The organism is Bacillus sp. BK450 (assembly GCF_004364885.1).
Lineage (GTDB): Bacteria > Bacillota > Bacilli > Bacillales > Bacillaceae > Bacillus > Bacillus safensis.
This window is the reverse complement of the sequence record NZ_SOBQ01000002.1, coordinates 409,457-428,555: the sequence shown is the minus strand read 5'-3', so window position 1 is coordinate 428,555 and position 19,099 is coordinate 409,457. Positions and strand designations below refer to the sequence as shown.

General features: G+C 40.1%; 27 protein-coding genes and 1 tRNA gene. 22 read left to right on the top strand and 6 right to left on the bottom strand.

Annotated features, from left to right (window positions below):
• Positions 1 to 49: 49 nt before the first annotated feature.
• The 8 genes from EV579_RS18965 (at position 50) to EV579_RS07355 (ending at position 8,230) form a co-directional block, all read left to right on the top strand.
• Positions 50 to 223, top strand: a complete 174-nt coding sequence (locus EV579_RS18965) for a hypothetical protein (protein ID WP_162176177.1) — start codon at positions 50 to 52, stop codon at positions 221 to 223.
• Positions 224 to 309: 86 nt separating this feature from the next.
• Positions 310 to 1,848, top strand: coding sequence for a rhomboid family intramembrane serine protease (locus EV579_RS07385; RefSeq protein WP_133744202.1), 1,539 nt, complete (start codon positions 310 to 312; stop codon positions 1,846 to 1,848).
• 70 nt (positions 1,849 to 1,918) lie between these two features.
• Entirely contained in the window at positions 1,919 to 2,122 is a 204-nt protein-coding gene (locus EV579_RS07380) for a YqgQ family protein (RefSeq protein WP_025092967.1), read from the top strand.
• 13 nt (positions 2,123 to 2,135) lie between these two features.
• Positions 2,136 to 3,089, top strand: coding sequence for an ROK family glucokinase (locus tag EV579_RS07375; RefSeq protein WP_025092968.1), 954 nt, complete (start codon positions 2,136 to 2,138; stop codon positions 3,087 to 3,089).
• Between the two features lie 213 nt (positions 3,090 to 3,302).
• Complete coding sequence (locus EV579_RS07370) at positions 3,303 to 5,222, top strand: LTA synthase family protein (RefSeq protein WP_024427981.1); 1,920 nt, start codon at positions 3,303 to 3,305, stop codon at positions 5,220 to 5,222.
• 84 nt (positions 5,223 to 5,306) lie between these two features.
• A complete protein-coding gene (locus EV579_RS07365) occupies positions 5,307 to 6,431 on the top strand; it encodes a M14 family metallopeptidase (protein ID WP_133744201.1) in 1,125 nt (374 codons plus the stop codon).
• Positions 6,432 to 6,585: 154 nt separating this feature from the next.
• Entirely contained in the window at positions 6,586 to 7,839 is a 1,254-nt protein-coding gene (locus EV579_RS07360; RefSeq protein WP_133744200.1) for an MFS transporter, read from the top strand.
• Positions 7,840 to 7,915: 76 nt separating this feature from the next.
• Entirely contained in the window at positions 7,916 to 8,230 is a 315-nt protein-coding gene (locus EV579_RS07355) for an MTH1187 family thiamine-binding protein (protein WP_024427984.1), read from the top strand.
• A gap of 191 nt (positions 8,231 to 8,421) precedes the next feature.
• Here EV579_RS07355 and EV579_RS07350 read toward each other — a convergent pair whose 3' ends face one another.
• Positions 8,422 to 8,595, bottom strand: a complete 174-nt coding sequence (locus tag EV579_RS07350) for a DUF2759 domain-containing protein (protein WP_003217333.1) — start codon at positions 8,593 to 8,595, stop codon at positions 8,422 to 8,424.
• A 157-nt stretch (positions 8,596 to 8,752) separates the two neighbouring features.
• On the opposite strand from EV579_RS07350, the gene EV579_RS07345 reads away from it, so the two are divergent.
• Positions 8,753 to 9,391, top strand: a complete 639-nt coding sequence (locus tag EV579_RS07345) for an MBL fold metallo-hydrolase (protein WP_024422981.1) — start codon at positions 8,753 to 8,755, stop codon at positions 9,389 to 9,391.
• Between the two features lie 47 nt (positions 9,392 to 9,438).
• On the opposite strand, the gene EV579_RS07340 is transcribed toward EV579_RS07345, so the two are convergent.
• Positions 9,439 to 9,681 (bottom strand): DUF2626 domain-containing protein, encoded by a 243-nt coding sequence (locus tag EV579_RS07340; protein WP_003217440.1) that lies wholly within the window; start codon positions 9,679 to 9,681, stop codon positions 9,439 to 9,441.
• A gap of 212 nt (positions 9,682 to 9,893) precedes the next feature.
• Here EV579_RS07340 and EV579_RS07335 point away from each other — a divergent pair, with 212 nt between their 5' ends.
• On the top strand, positions 9,894 to 10,274 hold the full coding sequence (locus EV579_RS07335; RefSeq protein WP_007501232.1) for a Spx/MgsR family RNA polymerase-binding regulatory protein: 381 nt from the start codon (positions 9,894 to 9,896) through the stop codon (positions 10,272 to 10,274).
• 55 nt (positions 10,275 to 10,329) lie between these two features.
• On the opposite strand, the gene EV579_RS07330 is transcribed toward EV579_RS07335, so the two are convergent.
• Positions 10,330 to 10,400 (bottom strand) — tRNA-Gln (locus tag EV579_RS07330).
• Positions 10,401 to 10,497: 97 nt separating this feature from the next.
• Here EV579_RS07330 and EV579_RS07325 point away from each other — a divergent pair.
• From EV579_RS07325 to EV579_RS07285, 9 genes are all read left to right on the top strand, one after another.
• Positions 10,498 to 11,373 (top strand): STAS domain-containing protein, encoded by an 876-nt coding sequence (locus EV579_RS07325; RefSeq protein ID WP_056767330.1) that lies wholly within the window; start codon positions 10,498 to 10,500, stop codon positions 11,371 to 11,373.
• A 177-nt stretch (positions 11,374 to 11,550) separates the two neighbouring features.
• A complete protein-coding gene (gene comGA / locus EV579_RS07320; RefSeq protein WP_041117979.1) occupies positions 11,551 to 12,621 on the top strand; it encodes a competence type IV pilus ATPase ComGA in 1,071 nt (356 codons plus the stop codon).
• Positions 12,602 to 13,642, top strand: coding sequence for a competence type IV pilus assembly protein ComGB (gene comGB / locus EV579_RS07315; protein ID WP_133744199.1), 1,041 nt, complete (start codon positions 12,602 to 12,604; stop codon positions 13,640 to 13,642). The genes comGA and comGB overlap by 20 nt, the downstream gene beginning before the upstream one ends.
• A gap of 16 nt (positions 13,643 to 13,658) precedes the next feature.
• Positions 13,659 to 13,952, top strand: coding sequence for a competence type IV pilus major pilin ComGC (comGC, locus tag EV579_RS07310; protein WP_024422977.1), 294 nt, complete (start codon positions 13,659 to 13,661; stop codon positions 13,950 to 13,952).
• On the top strand, positions 13,945 to 14,391 hold the full coding sequence (gene comGD, locus EV579_RS07305) for a competence type IV pilus minor pilin ComGD (RefSeq protein WP_133744198.1): 447 nt from the start codon (positions 13,945 to 13,947) through the stop codon (positions 14,389 to 14,391). The genes comGC and comGD overlap by 8 nt, the downstream gene beginning before the upstream one ends.
• On the top strand, positions 14,375 to 14,689 hold the full coding sequence (gene comGE / locus EV579_RS19270) for a competence type IV pilus minor pilin ComGE (protein ID WP_133744197.1): 315 nt from the start codon (positions 14,375 to 14,377) through the stop codon (positions 14,687 to 14,689). The genes comGD and comGE overlap by 17 nt, the downstream gene beginning before the upstream one ends.
• Positions 14,601 to 15,128, top strand: a complete 528-nt coding sequence (gene comGF / locus EV579_RS07295) for a competence type IV pilus minor pilin ComGF (RefSeq protein ID WP_257802613.1) — start codon at positions 14,601 to 14,603, stop codon at positions 15,126 to 15,128. Before comGE ends, comGF begins: the two co-directional genes overlap by 89 nt.
• Entirely contained in the window at positions 15,125 to 15,508 is a 384-nt protein-coding gene (locus EV579_RS07290) for a competence type IV pilus minor pilin ComGG (protein WP_133744195.1), read from the top strand. Before comGF ends, EV579_RS07290 begins: the two co-directional genes overlap by 4 nt.
• A 59-nt stretch (positions 15,509 to 15,567) precedes the next feature.
• Complete coding sequence (locus tag EV579_RS07285) at positions 15,568 to 15,762, top strand: YqzE family protein (protein WP_024422974.1); 195 nt, start codon at positions 15,568 to 15,570, stop codon at positions 15,760 to 15,762.
• 34 nt (positions 15,763 to 15,796) lie between these two features.
• On the opposite strand, the gene EV579_RS07280 is transcribed toward EV579_RS07285, so the two are convergent.
• A complete protein-coding gene (locus EV579_RS07280; RefSeq protein ID WP_171464609.1) occupies positions 15,797 to 16,075 on the bottom strand; it encodes a DUF3889 domain-containing protein in 279 nt (92 codons plus the stop codon).
• Positions 16,076 to 16,374: 299 nt separating this feature from the next.
• On the opposite strand from EV579_RS07280, the gene tapA reads away from it, so the two are divergent.
• From tapA to tasA, 3 genes are read left to right on the top strand one after another with little or no spacing between them, the layout of a single operon-like run.
• Positions 16,375 to 16,902, top strand: a complete 528-nt coding sequence (gene tapA, locus EV579_RS07275) for an amyloid fiber anchoring/assembly protein TapA (protein WP_133744194.1) — start codon at positions 16,375 to 16,377, stop codon at positions 16,900 to 16,902.
• 52 nt (positions 16,903 to 16,954) lie between these two features.
• On the top strand, positions 16,955 to 17,527 hold the full coding sequence (gene sipW, locus EV579_RS07270) for a signal peptidase I SipW (RefSeq protein ID WP_024422971.1): 573 nt from the start codon (positions 16,955 to 16,957) through the stop codon (positions 17,525 to 17,527).
• Positions 17,528 to 17,581: 54 nt separating this feature from the next.
• On the top strand, positions 17,582 to 18,382 hold the full coding sequence (gene tasA / locus EV579_RS07265) for a biofilm matrix protein TasA (protein WP_024422970.1): 801 nt from the start codon (positions 17,582 to 17,584) through the stop codon (positions 18,380 to 18,382).
• Positions 18,383 to 18,449: 67 nt separating this feature from the next.
• Here the strand turns inward: tasA and sinR are convergent, their stop codons facing one another.
• Both sinR and EV579_RS07255 read right to left on the bottom strand, forming a co-directional pair.
• The gene (sinR, locus tag EV579_RS07260; RefSeq protein WP_024422969.1) at positions 18,450 to 18,785 is read right to left on the bottom strand and encodes a transcriptional regulator SinR; all 336 of its coding nucleotides are present in this window, start codon (positions 18,783 to 18,785) and stop codon (positions 18,450 to 18,452) included.
• Between the two features lie 33 nt (positions 18,786 to 18,818).
• A complete protein-coding gene (locus tag EV579_RS07255) occupies positions 18,819 to 18,983 on the bottom strand; it encodes an anti-repressor SinI family protein (RefSeq protein ID WP_073206269.1) in 165 nt (54 codons plus the stop codon).
• Between the last annotated feature and the right edge of the window lie 116 nt (positions 18,984 to 19,099).

Sequence of the window (19,099 nt, the reverse complement as noted above, 5' to 3'; positions counted from 1 at the left end):
CATAAACAAATCCTATTTAAGCCACGATACGAACATAGGAGGGAATATGATGAATAAAATGATTTGGAGCATTGTGTTCACACTGTTTGCATTCGTTCTCGTGCAAAATCGTTATCGGCTCATGAATTTGGTTTTAGGGCAAAATCAAGTCCGGCACTTTTTGATTAAATGGCTGATGAAAATCCCATATTTTCGGACGAAATTTATTCGCCAAGCATTCTAATCCCGCAAAAGCCGGGATTTTTTTGTTTAGAAATGCGGATAAGAACGATTCTTGCTATAATAATGTAAAAAATGGAGCGCGAATGTATGAATGTCATAGATAGTTTATTTTGGCGAGTTGTTGATGAACTTAGACAAAAAGGATACGAGATGATTCAAAGTCCGTACCCAGAAGATGAAATATTTTTTGAAGCACCACGAAACTCAGGTTATGATCTCATCCGTCTATATAGAAAAGATGTGAATTTCAGGCAGGAGATCGTTCGAGATATCGAAGAGCAAACATATCGGATCAATCAGCTGAGAGAAGCTATGCGTAAACGATCTCTTCATCTCCTGCAGCTGCAATTTACAACTGATGTTCCAGTAGATGATTGGGAAGACCTAAACGGTCAGCCGCAAAAAGAGAATAAGGTGACAGTTACTCCTGTATTACTCAATGCAGACACGCTTCAAAACGATGTAAACGAACTGCAAAAATGGCTGAATACATCGCTTGCAGTTGATGTAGAAGAGGCGAAGAAAGATACAGCTGAGGATGCAATGCAGCTGAAAAGAAACGTGCTTCAGGCATTTGATGATCAGGAAAAGCAGCGTGAACGAGAATTGGCCGTTTTTCAAAATGGCAGACCCATTTTCACCTACTTGCTGATCGCTGTCCAAGTGGTGATGTTTCTTTTACTTGAGCTGTCAGGCGGAAGTACCAATACCGCAACTTTAACAGCATTTGGTGCTAAAAATAATGTGCTGATTTTAGAGGGTGAATGGTGGCGCCTGATGACACCAATGTTTTTACATATTGGCTTGACGCACTTACTCTTTAATACTTTTGCTCTTTGGTCCGTTGGAGCGGCTGTTGAGAGAATTTATGGGTCGGGAAGATTTTTGCTCATCTATTTGATTTCCGGCATTTTTGGCTCTATAGCGAGCTTTGTGTTTAATATGGCAATTGCTGCCGGCGCATCTGGCGCGATCTTTGGCTGCTTAGGCGCACTGTTATATTTAGCCATCTCAAACCGAAAGCTTTTCTTTCGGACGATGGGGACAAATATTATTGTCATTATCCTCATCAACCTAGGAATAGGCTTCACTGTATCAGGTATTGATAACGCAGGGCATCTTGGCGGCCTGGTTGGCGGTTTTTTCACGGCATTAGCTGTCCGTCTGCCTAAACAGATCCAGCCTGTCAAAATGCTTCTTGCGAGTGCTGCTTTGCTCTTTATTGGTGGTTTTGGATTGTATACAGGGTTTCATTCTGACAATCAAAAGGAAGCAGCGGCAACAAGTGAGGCAGCAAGTTTATTTGATGAGAAAAAGTATAGCGAAGCAAGTGAACGACTAGAGGAATATGTGCACGATAAAGATGCATCAGCTGAGGCACTTCATATCTATGCACTATCGGAAGCGCAGCAGGGCCAACTTGATAAGGCTATTCAATTTTTACAAAAGTCGCTTGAAAAAGATCCAGATGATCCAAATAAACTGTATCATTTATCGCTTTTATACGTAGAAAAAGGAGAGACAGCGAAAGCAGAGGATCTATTAGCGAAAGCGTTAAAACAAGATCCTCAAAATGATCAATTTTTAAAGCTGAAACAATATATCGAAAATAGTCAAACACGTTGAATGACTTGACTGAAAGCGCATTTATGAATACGCTTATCCTATCTGTTGATGAAAAGAAATGGTGGAAACAATGAAAACGTTATATGATGTACAGCAGCTGCTCATGAGATTTGGAAATTATGTGTATTTCGGAGATCGTGAAGTAGAATTAGAATTTATGGCAGACGAATTGAAGGAAATGTATACAGCGGGCATCATTGACCGGACCGAATGGTCAAACGCAATGACGATTCTTCAAATGGAGCTAGCCAAATTAAATCGAAAAACAATGTGAAGGTGGAGGGCATATGACAGGGGATTGGTTTGTAGGTATTGATCTTGGCGGTACGACAATTAAGCTTGCGTTCATTAATCTATATGGTGAAATTCAGCATAAGTGGGAGATTCCTACGGATAAATCCGGGCAGACGATCACAGTCGATATTGCCAAATCAATTGACCATAAACTGGTTGAGATCAGTATGCCGAAATCAGCACTTATTGGGATCGGAATGGGTGCACCTGGACCTGTAGATAAAGTATCTGGCATCGTCTATAAAACAACGAATCTGGGCTGGACAAACTACCCCTTGAAAGATCACCTAGAGGCAGAGACGGGACTTCCATCTGTCATTGAAAATGATGCGAATATTGCTGCACTCGGTGAAATGTGGAAGGGTGCAGGCGATGGCGCAAAAAATATCCTGATGGTCACACTTGGAACAGGGGTTGGCGGCGGCATCATCGTCAACGGTGAAGTTGTTCAAGGGGAGACAGGTGCTGGCGGAGAAATTGGCCATATTTGTGCCGTTCCATTTCAAGGAGCACCGTGTAACTGCGGAAGAACCGGCTGTATTGAAACGATCGCATCTGCAACTGGCATCGTCCGGATTGCAAAGGATAAATTAGAAACCGAGCAGCATACATCTTCACTTGGCAAGCTCGCTTCGCTATCGGCAAAGAATGTATTTGAAGCGGCAGAAAACGGAGATGATCTTGCAATGCGTGTCGTAGAAGAAGTGACGACACATCTTGGACTTGTCCTAGCGAATCTTGCTAGTGCTTTAAACCCAACAAAAATTGTAATTGGCGGCGGTGTTTCAAAAGCAGGTGAGCTTCTTCGCAGTAAAGTAGAGCGCATTGTGAAACAACATGCTTTCCCGCCTTGCGCTGACGATGTTGAAGTGGTAATTGCATCACTCGGAAACGATGCGGGTGTTATCGGCGGTGCATGGATGGCAAAAACCAAATGGCTGTCTTGAACAAAAAAGTCATAATGATGTCATTTTTATGAAAAAAAGCGATAGATAGGCATGAAATTGGATGTTTAGCATATTCATAAGTTTGTCATGAGGAAAAAGACATTGATTTTCCATCATATACAGGATAAGATATACTTTAGTTATTTTTCTAGAAGCACCAATAATTAGGGTATATCTAGAGCCTGGGTGCGCGCTTAGCATAAGGAGGTTACAATGCGAAAGAATAGATTAAAGGCGATTTCATTTTTACTGATTGCGACATTGCTGATGTGGGTCAAAACCTATGTTATCTATAAATCTAGCTTCAATATTAAAATTGAAAATTTCATGCAGGAGTTTATCCTGTTTATAAATCCGCTTAGCTTTCTCTTGTTTATCTTCGGTATCGGTTTATTTTTCAAAGAAAAAAATCGCAATCGATACATCATCGTGACAAGCTTTATCCTAACATTCGTTTTGTTAGCCAACATTGTGTTTTATCGATTCTATAGTGATTTTCTAACCATCCCCGTCCTATTTCAAACAAACAATATGGGTGACCTCGGGTCCAGTATTACCTCTTTAATTGAACCAGTCGATTTACTGATGTTTGTTGATATCATCATTTTAATTTGGCTCTATAAAAAACAGCCTTCCTTTAGAACAGATGTCACCGTTTCACGAAAAGAACGAGCAGCATATTACTTATTTGTGGCAGCTACATTTTTCTTTAACCTTGGTTTAGCTGAAACAGAAAGACCAGAACTGCTTACTCGCTCATTTGACCGTGAGATGCTGGTGAAAAATATCAGCTTATATAACTTCCATATTTATGATGGGGTATTGCAATCGAAGCAGTCCGCCCAACGAGCTCTTGCTGACAGCAATAGCTTAACTGAAATTGAAAACTATGTAAGCGCAAATCAAACGGACCGTAATGAAAAGACATTTGGTCAAGCAAAAGGACGAAATGTCATTCTTGTATCACTTGAATCTACACAGAGTTTCGTGATCAATGAAAAATTAAACGGGAAAGAAATTACTCCGTTTTTAAACAAATTGATCAAGAAGAGCTATAACTTTACTAATTTTTATCATCAAACAGGTCAAGGGAAAACATCTGATTCAGAGTTTATTGTAGATAATTCTCTTTATCCACTTGGAAGAGGGGCTGTGTTCTTCACAAATCCAAGTAATGAGTTTACAGCGACACCTGAGCTGTTAAAGGATGAGGGCTACCACTCTTCTGTTATTCATGCGAATAACAAAAGCTTCTGGAACCGTGACCTTATCTACGATAGCTTTGGCTACGATAAGTTCTTTGATATTAAATCATTTGATGTGAATGAAGAAAACTCAGTTGGCTGGGGACTGAAAGATGGTCCGTTTTTTGAGCAGTCCGCTGAATTAATGAAATCGATCCCGCAGCCTTTCTATACGAGATTGATTACATTAACGAACCATTTCCCTTTTGATTTAGATGAAGAAGATAAGCTCATTGATGAATATGATTCAAAGAGCAAAACACTGAACAAGTACTTCCCTACAGTGCGTTATCAAGATGAAGCCCTTAAGCTTTTCTTTAAAAAGATGAAGGAAGCTGGGTTATACGATAACTCCATTTTTGTTTTGTATGGGGATCACTACGGAATTTCTGAAAACCATAACGAAGCCATGGGACAATTCTTAAATAAAGAGATTACGCCATTTGAAGAAGTGCAGCTTCAAAAAGTCCCGTTTGTTGTACACATTCCAGGGGTAACGGATCAACATCCAAAAGAAATTGATACGGTAGGCGGTCAGGTCGATATCCGTCCAACTGTACTCAATCTTCTAGGGATTGATACAAGTAAACAAATTCAATTTGGTCATGACCTTTTATCAAAAGATACGAATGACTTTACAGTACTCCGTGATGGAAGCTTTATTACGAAGGACAGCATTTTTACAGATGGTGTTTGCTACAATAAAGAGACAGGCGAGCCAGCAGATGATAAAAATGTGTGTCAGTCTTATGAAGAGAAAGCGAAGCAGGAGCTTCAATTCTCTGATCAAATCATCTACGGAGATCTCCTTAGATTTTATGATCGAAACAGCCCGGACCATTCACCATCCAAAAAAGAAGGTGAAACGGAGCTGAAAAAGGCGTCCTAATAGATGAAAAACCTCTGCTATTTTAGAAGCAGAGGTTTTCTTTTTTTGTCTGACGGCTCATATAGTATGAGAGGAGGGATGTAAATGAAGACAACGTCGTTTGGAAAAATTGAATGGCAGCTGGATGAAGCAGGGAGGGATGCTGTGGCAAAGCAGCTTGGTATTGGTAAAGCTGCTTTTCATTTATCTAATCAATCAAGCACTGATAACCTTCTTTTACCGGGATATAGACTTCCAGAAGGAGTCCATGTATTTGATTCGATAGGTGATGTGCAGAGATTTATTGCACCTTACAGACTGCAGCAATCCGATGATTGGATTAATGGAACATTTGAATATGATAGCGCTCGATTAGAAGAAGAGCTGAGCCGCTTGAAAGCCGTATTTCCTTTTCTTCATATCAGCGTTATTGGCCATTCAGTGCTTGATACACCTATTTATGAGATCCGAACAGAGCCTGTTCAGCATTTACATTCTATTCATCTCAATGCCTCATTTCATGCAAATGAATGGATCACGACGTCTGTTTTATTAAAATGGTTGAAATCGCTTTGCTTAGCAGCGTCAGATCCGGTTCAGGCAAGACATTATGAAGCGGTTCATATCCTGCAGACCACCGCTTTATCCATCGTGCCAATGGTCAATCCAGATGGAGTGGATTTGGTTCGTAATGGACCGGAGTCACTAGGTCTTCATCATGAAGAATTCACACTGCTAAACGAGGGATATTCCGATTACCGGGAATGGAAAGCAAATATTCGAGGGGTGGATTTAAACAATCAATTCCCTGCTTATTGGGAGATCGAGTACTATCGTCATCAGTCGAAGGCACCGTCCTACCGGGATTATCCTGGGCGCGAGCCATTAACAGAACCAGAAGCGAAAGCGATGGCCAATCTTGCGTTGCGAAAACGATTTGACCGGCTGATCGCCCTTCATACACAAGGAGAAGAGATCTATTGGGGGTTTCTTGGCCATGAGCCAGCCATCTCAAAAGAAACGGTCAAACGATTCGAACGAGTGAGCGGCTACAAACCGATTCAATATCTCGACAGCTATGCAGGCTATCGCGATTGGTTTATTTATCAATTTCATAGTGAGGGCTATACAGTCGAGCTTGGTCTAGGGAAAAATCCTCTTTCCATGAATCAATTTGATTCAATCTATGAAAAAACAAAGCGGCTTTTGTGGGAAGCGTGTAAGTGTTAAAAGCACCTGTCTGGTGCTTTTTCATATTTTGAGAAAATCAATTGCTTATGGTCAATAAAAACAATGTTGAAGCAATTGACGAAGGCCTCCTAGTAAGCTATTGTGAAAGATATGGATGTAAAAAAAAGGATATGATTTAGGGAGATGTCGACTATTGAGTGCTCAAAGCCTGTGGAAAAGAAATTTTACTTATTTATTTGTTTCTAAAATGTGCAAAATTACGGCTGATAGTTTATCTTTCAACACCATCTTGTGGCTTTTAGTACTAGGAGGGAAAGGGGCCATAGGGACAGCTTTTTTTATTGCAGTCAGCTTTGTTCCTCAAGCGATTGTTGGACCATTTATTACGCCTATGATGAAGCCGCATCAATTGAAATTTTGGATGTGTTTTGCTGATTTAACACGAGGAGCGATTATCCTTGTGATCGTGGTTAGTTACTTTTATGGTTTCACACCATTAGTCCTCATCATTGGCTGTATGCTGCTGCATTCGGCGACAGGAGGCTCCTATGAACCGGCATCTGTATCGATTATCCCAAAGCTTGTTCATGAGGACCTCATACAAAAAGCGAATGCAACGATCCAATCAGCAAGTCATGTAGTAAGACTTGTGACGGTCACGATTTGTGGTGTCATGATTGCGTTTGTAGGCGTAGGTTATACAATGCTTGTGATCATTCCTCTTTACCTTTTGTCCGCTTTATTGGTGTTCATGATTTCATATCAAACAGAATTCATCATCGATAAAGCCAAAAAAGGGTTATCTTACGGCAAAAGATTAATTCGGGGTTTTTCACTTGTTAAAAGCCATCATATTTTGTTTCCATTAGCGATTTTTTGTGTCTGCTCAAACTTTGCTGCGGCACCATGGGAAGCATTGTCTGTTATTTATTTAACGGAAGACTTACATAGTGGACCGGTCGTCTATTCGTTCATCAAAGTCACTACCGCACTAGGGGCATTTTTGATGGGATTTGTTTTGACAAAGATAAAAGTGAATCGGTATGGATTGCTGTTTATAGGTGCTGGGATTGTTGATGGAATTGCCTTCTTTATCACAGGTATGAACGCATTGTTACCACTTGTGTTTATATCAGCTTTTGCTTTAGGAGCAGCCATTAGTGCAGTTAACGTACCCGAACATACGATGATTCAATTGTCAGTTAAGGCAGAGGATCAGCCGCAAGTGTATGCGATCATTAACATGATTTCCTACTTGATGATTCCGTTAGGCGCCCTCATTGGCGGTTATATGGCAACCCTATTTGGATCTGGGTATGTCATTGCGGCTGGCGGTATCATTGAAGCTGTTTCAGGTATATGCCTGCTTCTGTTTACAAAGATCGGGAAGGTAGAGAGAGCGGATTTGACGATAGAACGAGACAAACCTGCCGTAAACGCAACGTAAGCATGGCATGATTGAATGAGGATAGGTTACAATGAGGACGAGAAAACATGAGAATTTAATGGAAAGGGGAAAAATTATGGCTATAGCAGACGTCACCATCATTCCAATAGGCACTGAAACACCAAGTGTCAGTGCTTACGTAGCAGATGTACAAAGAATTTTAGAAGGCTTTCAACAAGAAGGAAAAATCAAATATCAATTAACACCGATGAATACGTTAATTGAAGGCGAATTATCCGTTTTATTTGAGGTCATTCAGCGCATTCATGAAGCCCCTTTTGAAAAGGGATTGCACCGAGTAGCGACCAATATTCGCATCGATGACAGACGGGATCAAACCACAACACTTACAAGCAAATTAGAAAGCGTGAATAAGCATTTAAATCAATAAAAAAAAGCCTGCTATAAGCAGGCTTTCAGCGTGTAGACAAACCCTCGCATTCTTTGTCAGGTCTGCGCTCCGGTGCTCGTCCTTCCTAGACTGCAAAGGTTTTCTATCACGCTGAAAAGAAGACAAAGGGCTAAAATCAAGACCATTTTAGCCCTTTGTCAACAATCTGAAGCCTGCTAAATGCAGGCTTTTTAATGTGCAGTTGGATAACCGCTATAGATGATGGTCATGACAGTGAACCATCCAAAAACCAAAAATGTAGCGCCTGCAAAAGCGATGGCAAGTACGTTCACTTTTTTTAGTGAGCGATAGATACCGAGCGCAGCTAAAATCGTGACTAGACCAAAAATAATGACGAGCATCATGTGAAAGTCCCCCTTTGTCATCAATCCCCTTGATTTCCTTTCTTTTCATTTTAACCGTTTTCATATAGCTTGTCGAGTAGATTCCAGTTGACGATTGTTTGAATTTTTATTGAATAGCCTTCATAATAAAAAAGAATGAATAAAGTAGGTGATGAAAATGAATTGGAGAAGAATGCCACTAGGCTATGTACAAGCGAACGCATATATTTGGAAAAATGAGCAGGGAGAGTGCTTAATTTTTGATCCAGGCGGTGAAGCGCAAAAGCTGATTTCCTATGTAAAAGAAAAACAGCTTACACCGCTTGCTGTCTTATTGACACATGCTCATTTTGATCATATTGGCGCGGCAGATGAGGTGCGCGAAGAGTGGGGAGTGCCGCTGTATGTACACGAAAATGAAAAAGAATGGCTCACGAACGCTGAATTAAACGGTTCAGCTCGATTGATTGGGAATGGAATTACGGTCAAAGAAGCTGAAAAATTGATTACGTCAGAAGGAACGCTTCAAATTGGATCGTTTACATTAGAAATGTTCCATACACCAGGGCATTCACCAGGCAGTGTGTCTTACTATTCGGCGGAAGAGGGCTTTGTTATTTCTGGTGACACGCTATTTGAAGGCGGCATCGGGAGAACAGATTTAGTAGGCGGCAGTCAGGAAGTGCTGCTACAATCAATCCATCAAAAATTATTGTCATTGCCAGAATCAACTCTTGTTTTAAGCGGACATGGCGGGGAAACGACTGTGCTGACAGAGCAGGAGCAAAATCCGTTTATTAATGGTTTTTCTCTTTAATTGCAGGCATGAAAAAAGCATCTCTTTAAAAGAGATGCTTTTTTCAATTAATGTCCGGTACCGGGAACCATGATGAAAATCGAATAATATGTAAATCCGGCAAAGAAAATCGTCAAATACGCTCCGAAAATGTAAATATACATTCTTTCGGATAAATTCAAGTAGGATAAAAATACAAAAAGAACGGTTTGACCGAAGAACAGCAGCGATGCATCTTTCATATGTCCTAAATAGAACATGACAGCAAAAATACCCGTCCAAAAGCCAAGCACGCGGAACATGCGATTCATTTCTTTCCCTCCCCTTAAAAACCCCTTTGATTCATATTATAGCTGATCATCACTTGTTATGTAAACATTTACATTTTTGACATCATGTGAACAATTTATTTTGAATGTAGAAAAAATTTTTTTGAAAAAATGATGAAAAAGTGTTTATGCTGAAAAACATGAGGGTACTTACTCCATAAGAGAAAAGGTTAACGACCTAAGGAGGAAGACTAATGAGTGACATTACTTTTTATTCATACCCGAGCTGCACGTCTTGCCGCAAAACAAAACATTGGTTAAAGGCGAATCAAATTGATTTTAAAGAGCGTCACCTTTTCAGAGAAACGCCAACACTAGATGAATTAAAAAAGATTCTTTCTTTAACAACTGAAGGAATGGATGAAATTTTAGCCACACGAAGTCAGGCTTTTAAAAGCTTAAATTTAAATATTAATGACTTAAAAGTAAACGAGGTCTTACAGCTTCTCATTGAAAAACCAAAGCTGCTACGGAGACCAATCATTATTGATGGAAATAAACTGGTAGTAGGTTATAATCCAGGAGAACTCATGAAAATATCAAAAAAGAAAGCGATTCATCAATCAGTTTCCTAATAAAAAACGAAGATCAGCTGAAACATGCTTCAGCCGTCTTCGTTTTTGTGCTGAACTGGGCTAGCTGGGTTCGAACCAACGATCACGGAGTCAAAGTCCATTGCCTTACCACTTGGCTATAGCCCAATATCAAACGTGTAATGATATTGTTCACCATCTGCGGTCATTTATACATAAAAGTTGTATGTCACGAGTTTTAGTGAAAAAGGAGCGAAAGAAGTAAATGAAAAATGAAAAATCTAAGCAATTATATGAATTTATCCTAAAAGAAGCCCCTGTCATGACCGAAGAATGGCTAAAAACAAGAACAGAAGAAGGCTCATTATATTCTAAACATGCTTCAGAGGAAACGGAAAAGAAGCTGAAGGAACAGAACACAGCGTTTATTCAAACCATTGCAGCCACGCTTGTGACACTGTCTGACAAAGTAGAAAACCATTTGAAAAAGTGGTCTGTTGATATTGCACGTGATCGAGCAGTGCACGAGGTGCCGCTATATGAAATCATTGGACAGTTTAAGATTTTCCGCCACATTTTCTGTTCGAGAATTGAGACATTCACCCAAGAAACAGAGCTTGAAGTGACGCTGCAAGATGTGTGTCAGTGGAATCAGCACTTTCACGCCACATTTGATGATATGATTGAGCGCTTATCAGAAGAATATGACCGCGTGACAATCAGTCAGTTGAATGCACAAAGAGAGATGATTCAAGAACTGAGTGCACCTGTTATTCCAGTATCAAAGGAAATCGGGATTTTGCCGCTGATCGGAGAAATCGATACGTACCGGGCCAAAATCATTCTGGAATCCGTACTAGAACAGGCTTCAAGATTGCGTCTAACGCACTTATTTATTGATATTTCTGGTGTTCCCGTTGTTGATACGATGGTGGCCTATCAGCTGTTTAAAGTGGTCGATAGTGCGAAGCTGCTAGGAATTGAGACGATTATTTCAGGCATCCGCCCAGAGATCGCTCAAACTGTAGTGAAACTGGGCATTGATTTCTCAAAAGTAAATACTGAGCATAGCCTTGCAAAAGCGTTAGAAAAAAGAGGATTTCGTATCTTTGAAGAGCAGCCGCAAGAAGCCACATCTTGACCAAAAAACCTGTACTTGTAAAAGTCAGGTTTTTTTATATGCTCTTTTCTAAAAAATGATGTACTGCATCGTGAGTTGAGGGTTTTCATCATTTGTTAGTCATGAAAATCATAAATTGCTCTTTTGTCATTCACGTTCCGCCATTCTACAATGTGATCAGAGAAAGGAGTGATCCACTTGTATGGGATTGAATATTTAAGGCAAGAGCTGCTAGAAGAAGCATGCCGCATGAGGGCTTCTGATGTGCATATTGTGCCAAAAGAAAAGGAAGCTTCTGTGTCATTTCGTGTTGACTCAGATTTAATCCAGCAGCGAACGATTGATAAAAAAAGCGGAGAGAGGCTTATTGCACATTTTAAATTTTTATCTTCTATGGATATCGGGGAAAAAAGGAGACCGCAAAATGGCTCACTAGCTGTGATGCTAAGAAACGGTCAAGTGTTTATTCGGATGTCTACTTTGCCGACAGTAAATGATGAGAGCTTAGTGATTAGAATATTGCCGCAGGATCATGTTCCGAAAATAAAACATCTATCATTATTTCCGAAAGCCTCAGCCAGATTATTATCCTTTTTAAACCACTCGCATGGACTCATTTTATTTACTGGGCCAACAAATTCAGGGAAAACGACAACACTATATTCATTGATCCAGTTTGCAAAAAAGAATTTTAACCGAAATATTATTACCCTTGAAGATCCTGTCGAAACAAGGAATGAAGAAGTGCTGCAGGTTCAAGTGAATGAAAAAGCCGGCATCACATATGCCGCAGGATTACGCGCTATTTTAAGACATGATCCAGATGTGATTGTGCTAGGAGAAATAAGAGATGCTGAAACGGCTAGAACGGCGATTAGAGCAGCACTGACAGGCCATTTAGTATTGAGTACGCTCCATGCAAAAAACGCAAAAGGAGCCCTTTATCGTATGCTTGAATTTGGTGTCACGATGAATGAACTTGAGCAAACGATGGTTGCGATTGCTGCGCAGCGATTAATCGAGCTCACCTGTCCTTTTTGCGGAGAAAGATGTCAGCTTTACTGTAAATTAAATCGACCGATCAGACGAACAAATGTATTTGAACTGCTGTTCGGAAAAGAGCTTGGTGAGTGTATCAAGGAGGCTAAAGGAGAATATGCTCACTCGTCATATGAAACACTGCAAAGATTAATTCGTAAAGGAGTGGCACTCGGCTATTTATCAAAAAACACTTACCATCGCTGGGTTTATGAAGAAGCGAGCCTCTAAAGTATGGTCTAAAAAGGATCAAGCTGAATGCCTATCAAAACTGGCTCAATTAATTCAGGCTGGATATACATTGATTGAGGCATTAGTGATGGTGAATATCCAGTTATCAAAACAACAGCGGAAGCAATTAAAACTAGGTATTCAGTGGCTTCACGAAGGCGAGCCTTTTTATGTAGTGCTGGAGAGACTCCATTTTCAGCGGGAAGTCATCGCTATACTATGTTTTTCTGAGAAGCATGGCAGTCTAGCCCGTGCTTTAGAACAAAGCGCCCGTTTTTTAGAGAAAAAAATCAAACAGTTAGACACGTTTAAACGTATGTTACGTTACCCGCTTTTCCTCATCTTCACGGTTTTGGTCGTGCTGGTACTCGTTCAGCAAATGATCATTCCTCAATTTTCTGTTTTGTACTCATCGATGGATACCCGCATGTCTTGGCTGATTCAAGGGATGTTTGGACTATTTCAATTCCTTCATGCTTTTCTGTTCATCACTAGTTGTCTGTGTATCGGTCTTATTGGATATTATGCTGTTTTTTTTAGGAAAAAGTCGACCCTTGAGAAATTGAGGGTGATGAGTAAGCTGCCTTTTTTATATAAAGGGATGCAGCTGATGCATACGTACCTTTTTTCTCTTCAGCTCAGCGGACTGCTTCAAGCTGGATTATCGATGTACGAAGGTTTGCAAGCTTTTAAACAGCAAAGCTACCTGCCTTTTCTTCAAGAAATAGGTGAACAAATGATGGAAGAGTTAAGAAAAGGAGAAAGCATGGCCCATCAAGTAAGCGTGTCTCCTTTTTTCGAAAAACATTTTGCAGCCATTATCAAGCATGGTGAAGCCAGCGGAATGCTTGCGAGAGAAATGTACACGTACAGCCAATTTCTATTAGAGAATGCAGAGCTAAAAATTGAAAAATGGATGTCTTGGCTGCAGCCAGTTATTTATGGGGTAACAGCACTTCTTATACTCATCGTGTATTTATCTATTCTTTTACCAATGTATCAACTAATGGAGCAAGTGTAAGAAGGAGGACAGAGACATGAATGATAAAGGATTTACCCTGTTAGAAATGTTAATAGTTATGCTCGTAATATCCATTCTTTTACTCATTACCATACCGAATATCACACGTCATCACCAAGCTATTCAGGCAAAGGGCTGTGAAGGGCTTAAATCAATGGTCAGCACACAAGTGATGGCATATGAATTGGAGCATGATGGGAAGACGCCATCTTTAGCTGAATTAGAAAAAGAAGGTTATGTCAAAAAGGGGTTAACTTGTCCTAATGGAAAAGCGATTGTCATTCAAAACGGCAACGTGAAGCATGAATAAATTATTTTTACATGAGAAGGGTTTTACCCTGATTGAACAGCTGATGATCTTACTTGTTTTATCGATTTTATTGTCGATCATGGGAGGGAAAATCCCAAATATAATAGAGAGCGCTGAAGCCAAAAGACAAGTAAACATCATGAAACAAGATCTTCAATTGGCATCATATACTGCATTTATCAAAAAAACACGTGTACATGTTGGGATCCATCCGCCGCATGTATCTTATCAGGTAATAGATCAAAAGAGTAACGAAGTCATTGCTTCTTATCAACATAAAAAGGGCAGCATCAAAACTTCTACATTCTCGCAAGGTATCTATTTTAATGCAAACGGACATCCAAGCAGCGGTGGATCTCTCATTGTCGAATTTGGTAGTCAAACGTATAAACTGACGATTTATTTAGGAAGCGGGCGAATCCATGTTCAAAAACAATAGAGGATTTAGTACGTTTGAGACACTTTTTGCCTGTCATCTCTTTCTATTTGCTGCCCTAGTGCTCATGCCAGCCTATGAAAAACTCATGATGGGGAAAGAGGAAGTGAGAGCCAAGCTTGAAGCTTATCAGGTTTTACATGAACAGATGAATGAAGCGTTCATAAATGGGACAACATCTTCCATTAAAAAGAAGAGAGGCGAGATCACGTATGTTTTCAATTGGCGTAAACAGAAGGGATGTGTTTCATACAAAGTACAAAAAAAAGAGACCATATGCTTTCAGCATGTGGAGCGATGACAAAGCTTTTGCCCTTTTACAAGCTTTGTGGCAGTTGCAGCTCTTTCTATTTCTTTCTTTTGGCTGTGGGCTGATTTTTTCAGCAGCGGAGAAAGCTCGTCCATTTGAAGACATCAACGGATTTTCCCAAATGGAGTGGAAACAGACTGTCCTGCAATTAGATGAGGAATTAAGTCGTGCCGATGCTGTGAAATCAGTGAAAGGTGGAAAAGCGTTAGAGTATATTTCTGATCAAGGGAGAGTGGTAACGATTGAGCCATATCAAGAGATGCTTCGAAAACGAACGGATCAAGCTGGACATCTTCCTTTATTGCATAAGGTGAAACAATTTCAAGTGAGAACGAGTCAGCATAGAGCCATCCTGAAAGTCACAGATGGATCTGGTAAGGTTCATGAAGCCGTTATTTTCACATATAAAGGGGTGGTTCCTAAATCGTGAAAAGAGAGGAAGGGTTTATCTATCCGCATGTGCTTGCGGCGATTTTATTTTTTCTCTTGATCCTAGGGGCGATAACGATGGGGTTTCAAAAAGAGCTGAGAAGTGCAGAGCTGACGATTTCTTTTTATAAAAAACAGCAGCTTTTTAGGGTGGGTGTGAGTGAAGCTGCCAGCACAGTAGAACGTATTTGTGCGAAACAGAAAACCCATATTGATACTGAAGAAGGCCGTGTGACACTGAAGCGGATGAAATGCGATCTTAAGAAAAAACTTGTCCTTGTTTTGGTGAAGGTGAAAACAAAGGATGGTTTATCTGATGAGCGGGAACTAATGCTGGATGGGCAGACCGGTGAAATCATGAGATGGGCAAATCCTGATTAGCCAGTGTATAAAATCATCCTCTTCCTGGTAAGACTTGAAGGAAGAAGAGGTGAAAGTGCTTGAAAACAAATGACTATGTAAAATATATGACGCAGGAAATCATTAAATATATGAATACACCACGTGACGAACGGAAGGAACACAAACAAGAAAAAATAGAAACGAAACCGCCGTTTTCACAGCGTTTATTTGGGGTTCTGCCGTTTGGCTTATCCATGATGCTTAAAAAACGTCAGCGCCATCGACGAAAGTAAAAAGCCGCCCAGCAGGCGGTTTTTTTATGCCACTTTAGCTGTATTCCTCCACAACAATCACTTTATTCACCTTGTTTGAGTAAGGGTTATAGGAAATGGTGACGAATACCCCAAATTCCTTTGTATGGTCTTTTAACGTAATATGATACTGTTTCACAGATTCCTTATCGCGGTGGCGGTCCCATACTTTTTGTTTAAATAATACTTGCGTTAGCGGGTATCTTTTTTTTGCTTCTTTGACTGCCCGCGTTTCCCATTGATCTGCGGCGGCAGTCAAACCTCTCGCATCAACGGGTTTGACCTCTAGAATCATAGAACTCAGCAGTAAACTGAGCATGATTATGATTTTTCCATATTTCACTTAACATCACCTCACCTCTTCATATCCTGACCAAATCCTACATTTTTATGTAAGTTTTAAGAAGTACAAATGTCACACAAAAAAATATTGAATATGGTGAAAAAATGAGAAAATGGGAGAATTTTCTCGTAATGGTTCTTGTTTAAGAACAAAATGGACTAATTTGACGTTTTGGGTTTTATAGGTATTTCCTTATACTGTATATAATCGTTCTTTTTAAAGAACAGTTGTTCAAGGAGTTGAAGGAATGAATGAAACAGTCGCTCTTTGTACTCTTTTGTGCCATTTGTTTGATTTTGACGTCTTCCATCATGACACCAACGAATGCTTCTTTTAACGATGTTGAGCACAAAAACTTTGTCATGAAAACATGTGAAAATTTTGAACAGACAGATCAGCATTGTCAGCCGAAAAAATGGGATGAAAGTCAATTGGAGCTTATCGATCAAACGATGATCGAAGGAACAGTCTGCGCACCTCAAAAGCTGAGCATGACACTAAAAAATAGTGGACAGCCTATTGCGTACTCTGAATGGAAGTGGGAATTACATAAAATAGGAAATGGTCAGAAGCCATTACAAGATGGTCATATTCTTGAAAAGGGCTCCATAAAGTCCCTGTTATCGCAAGAAACAGCGACTGTCACGACAGATAAAGCAAAAACAAATGGAAGCTATGCATTTAAAATCTATTATCCTAAAGGGTTTAGCGCATCTGATCAGGCGTACTTTTGGTCTAAACCGATGGTGCTCTCAAAGTGTCAAGAAAAGGCGTCCTAAATGGAGCTGTCGTTTAAAGTGAAAAAATGATAGGCGAAGGGGAGAAGGGGTTATGAAAAAATGGATGAAGATGTCTGGGAGTATTCTTTATGTGATGGTGTTCACGGTGATGATAGCCTCTATTATTGTCGTGTTGTCATCAAGAACAACAGGAGGAGAACCTCAGATCTTCGGTTATCAATTGAAGCAAGTATTATCAGGTTCGATGGAACCAGAATTTTCAGCTGGGTCACTGATTGTCGTAAAACAGGTTGCCTCACCTGAGACGCTCAAAAAAGGAGATATTATTACGTTTCAAACAAAGCAGGATCAGTCCTTTGTGACCCACCGAATTGTTGGGGTGAAGGGAAAGGGTGCAAATAAAGCGTTTGAGACGAAGGGTGACAATAATATGTATCAAGACGGTACGCTGGTAAAAGCGGATCAGGTAACTGCGCAGTATATGGGAGTGAACATTCCTTATGCAGGAAAGCTTCTTTCGTATGCAGGGACATCAGCTGGAACTGCTTTGCTCCTTATTATACCAGGTGTCATGCTGCTCGTTTATTCAACCATTCATTTTGTGGGCGCAGCAAAACATCGTAGACACACGGCTGATGTACATATCTCAGAGGAACAAGCTTAAATCGTTTGTAACCTAATCAGGTTTCAATAAAACAATATATTAGGGGGTTTATTCATGGCAATGAAGAAATCAATTCGTTTAGGTGTATTATCAGGGGCTTTAGGTCTTGCATTAATTGGCGGGGGAACATGGGCGGCGTTTAATGATATTGAAAAGGCAAACGCGGTCTACTCGACAGGAGAGCTGGATTTATCTGCTAAAGAGAACTCCGGCGCCATCAACCTTTCGAACTTAAAACCTGGTGATCGGATCAAGAAAGAATTTCATTTTGATAATAAGGGATCACTAGCAATTAACCAAGTGCTGATGAGTCTTGATTATAGCCAGTTTACAGATGGATCTTCCGCGAAGAATGGCGGTAAAAATACAGCTGAAGAATTTCTCAGCCAGTTTCAGGTGAGTGTTCTTACGGTTGGAGCCGAAGGTGGAAATGGTTATCCGAAAAATATTATTTTAGACCATGCAAACCTGCTTGACTTGCATCAATTAACGTCAAAACAGGATCAGACCGCATTTGAAAAGCTTCGTCATGCCGTCGATGAGAAGTTTTTACATGAAAGTGGGAAAATTAATGTAGCAACTGTTGATGGAACAGTGGCTCCAGAGTATGACGGCATTCCAAAGAATCCGTTTGATTACGATAAAATGGAAATGATCATTGAATTTATCAATGACCAGACGAAGGATAAAGCTGGTCACTATATCCAAAATAAATACCAAGGCGATGCGATTCAAATTGATCTTTCCTTCGAAGCGACTCAGTGGAATGGTTTAACGATCAATCCAAAAAAGCATACGGATGAAAAAGGCTACGTGAAAGAAAACGAAAAAGCACACAGCGAAGATAAAAAATAAAGCCAGTCTTTAGGCTGATATCAAGGTCTGCATAGCAATTGGAGGAGTATGCGCTAAAACGTGCGCTTTACTCCTCTTCTTGCTTTTTTCTCCAGATTTGATAATCTAAAAATTCACGAAATTGCTTTTTCGAAACCCCTGATGTCATTGCATCTCGAACTAGTTTTTCCCATTCACTATCTAATTGACCATCGTATTCGGTTTCATCTTTTTCGTTTAAAAGTGTATGAACCGAGACGTCCAGAACAGCGGAGACTTTTTCAAGAAATTGAATGGAGGGGTTTGTTTGCAAGTTTCTTTCTATTGAGCTTAAATAAGACTTCGCTACCCCAGCCTTTTCGGCCAGTTCTGATAGTGAGTAGCCTTTTTCATTGCGGTATTGTTTAATACGCTGGCCAATCAATGTCATCACCTTCCTTTCGATATTATAGCACATTCAGAAAGGTTTGATAGAATGACTTCTTACCAGAGGGGGAGACTCAGAGGACTTTTCATTTGATTTGAGGAAATGACGGACTTCTTCAACTGTTAGTCCTGCCTTGCGAGCTTCGCGTAATAATTGAACCCATTCACTGTCTAATTTGTTCGTTTTCTTTTCCATACAAATACCCTCCTAAAATACTGAATCATGTATTTCAGGCACTTAACGCATGAAATGGAAAGACATAGGTGGTAAGACCTCATAGTTTGCTTGCGTCATGTTTCCGCCCAATACAA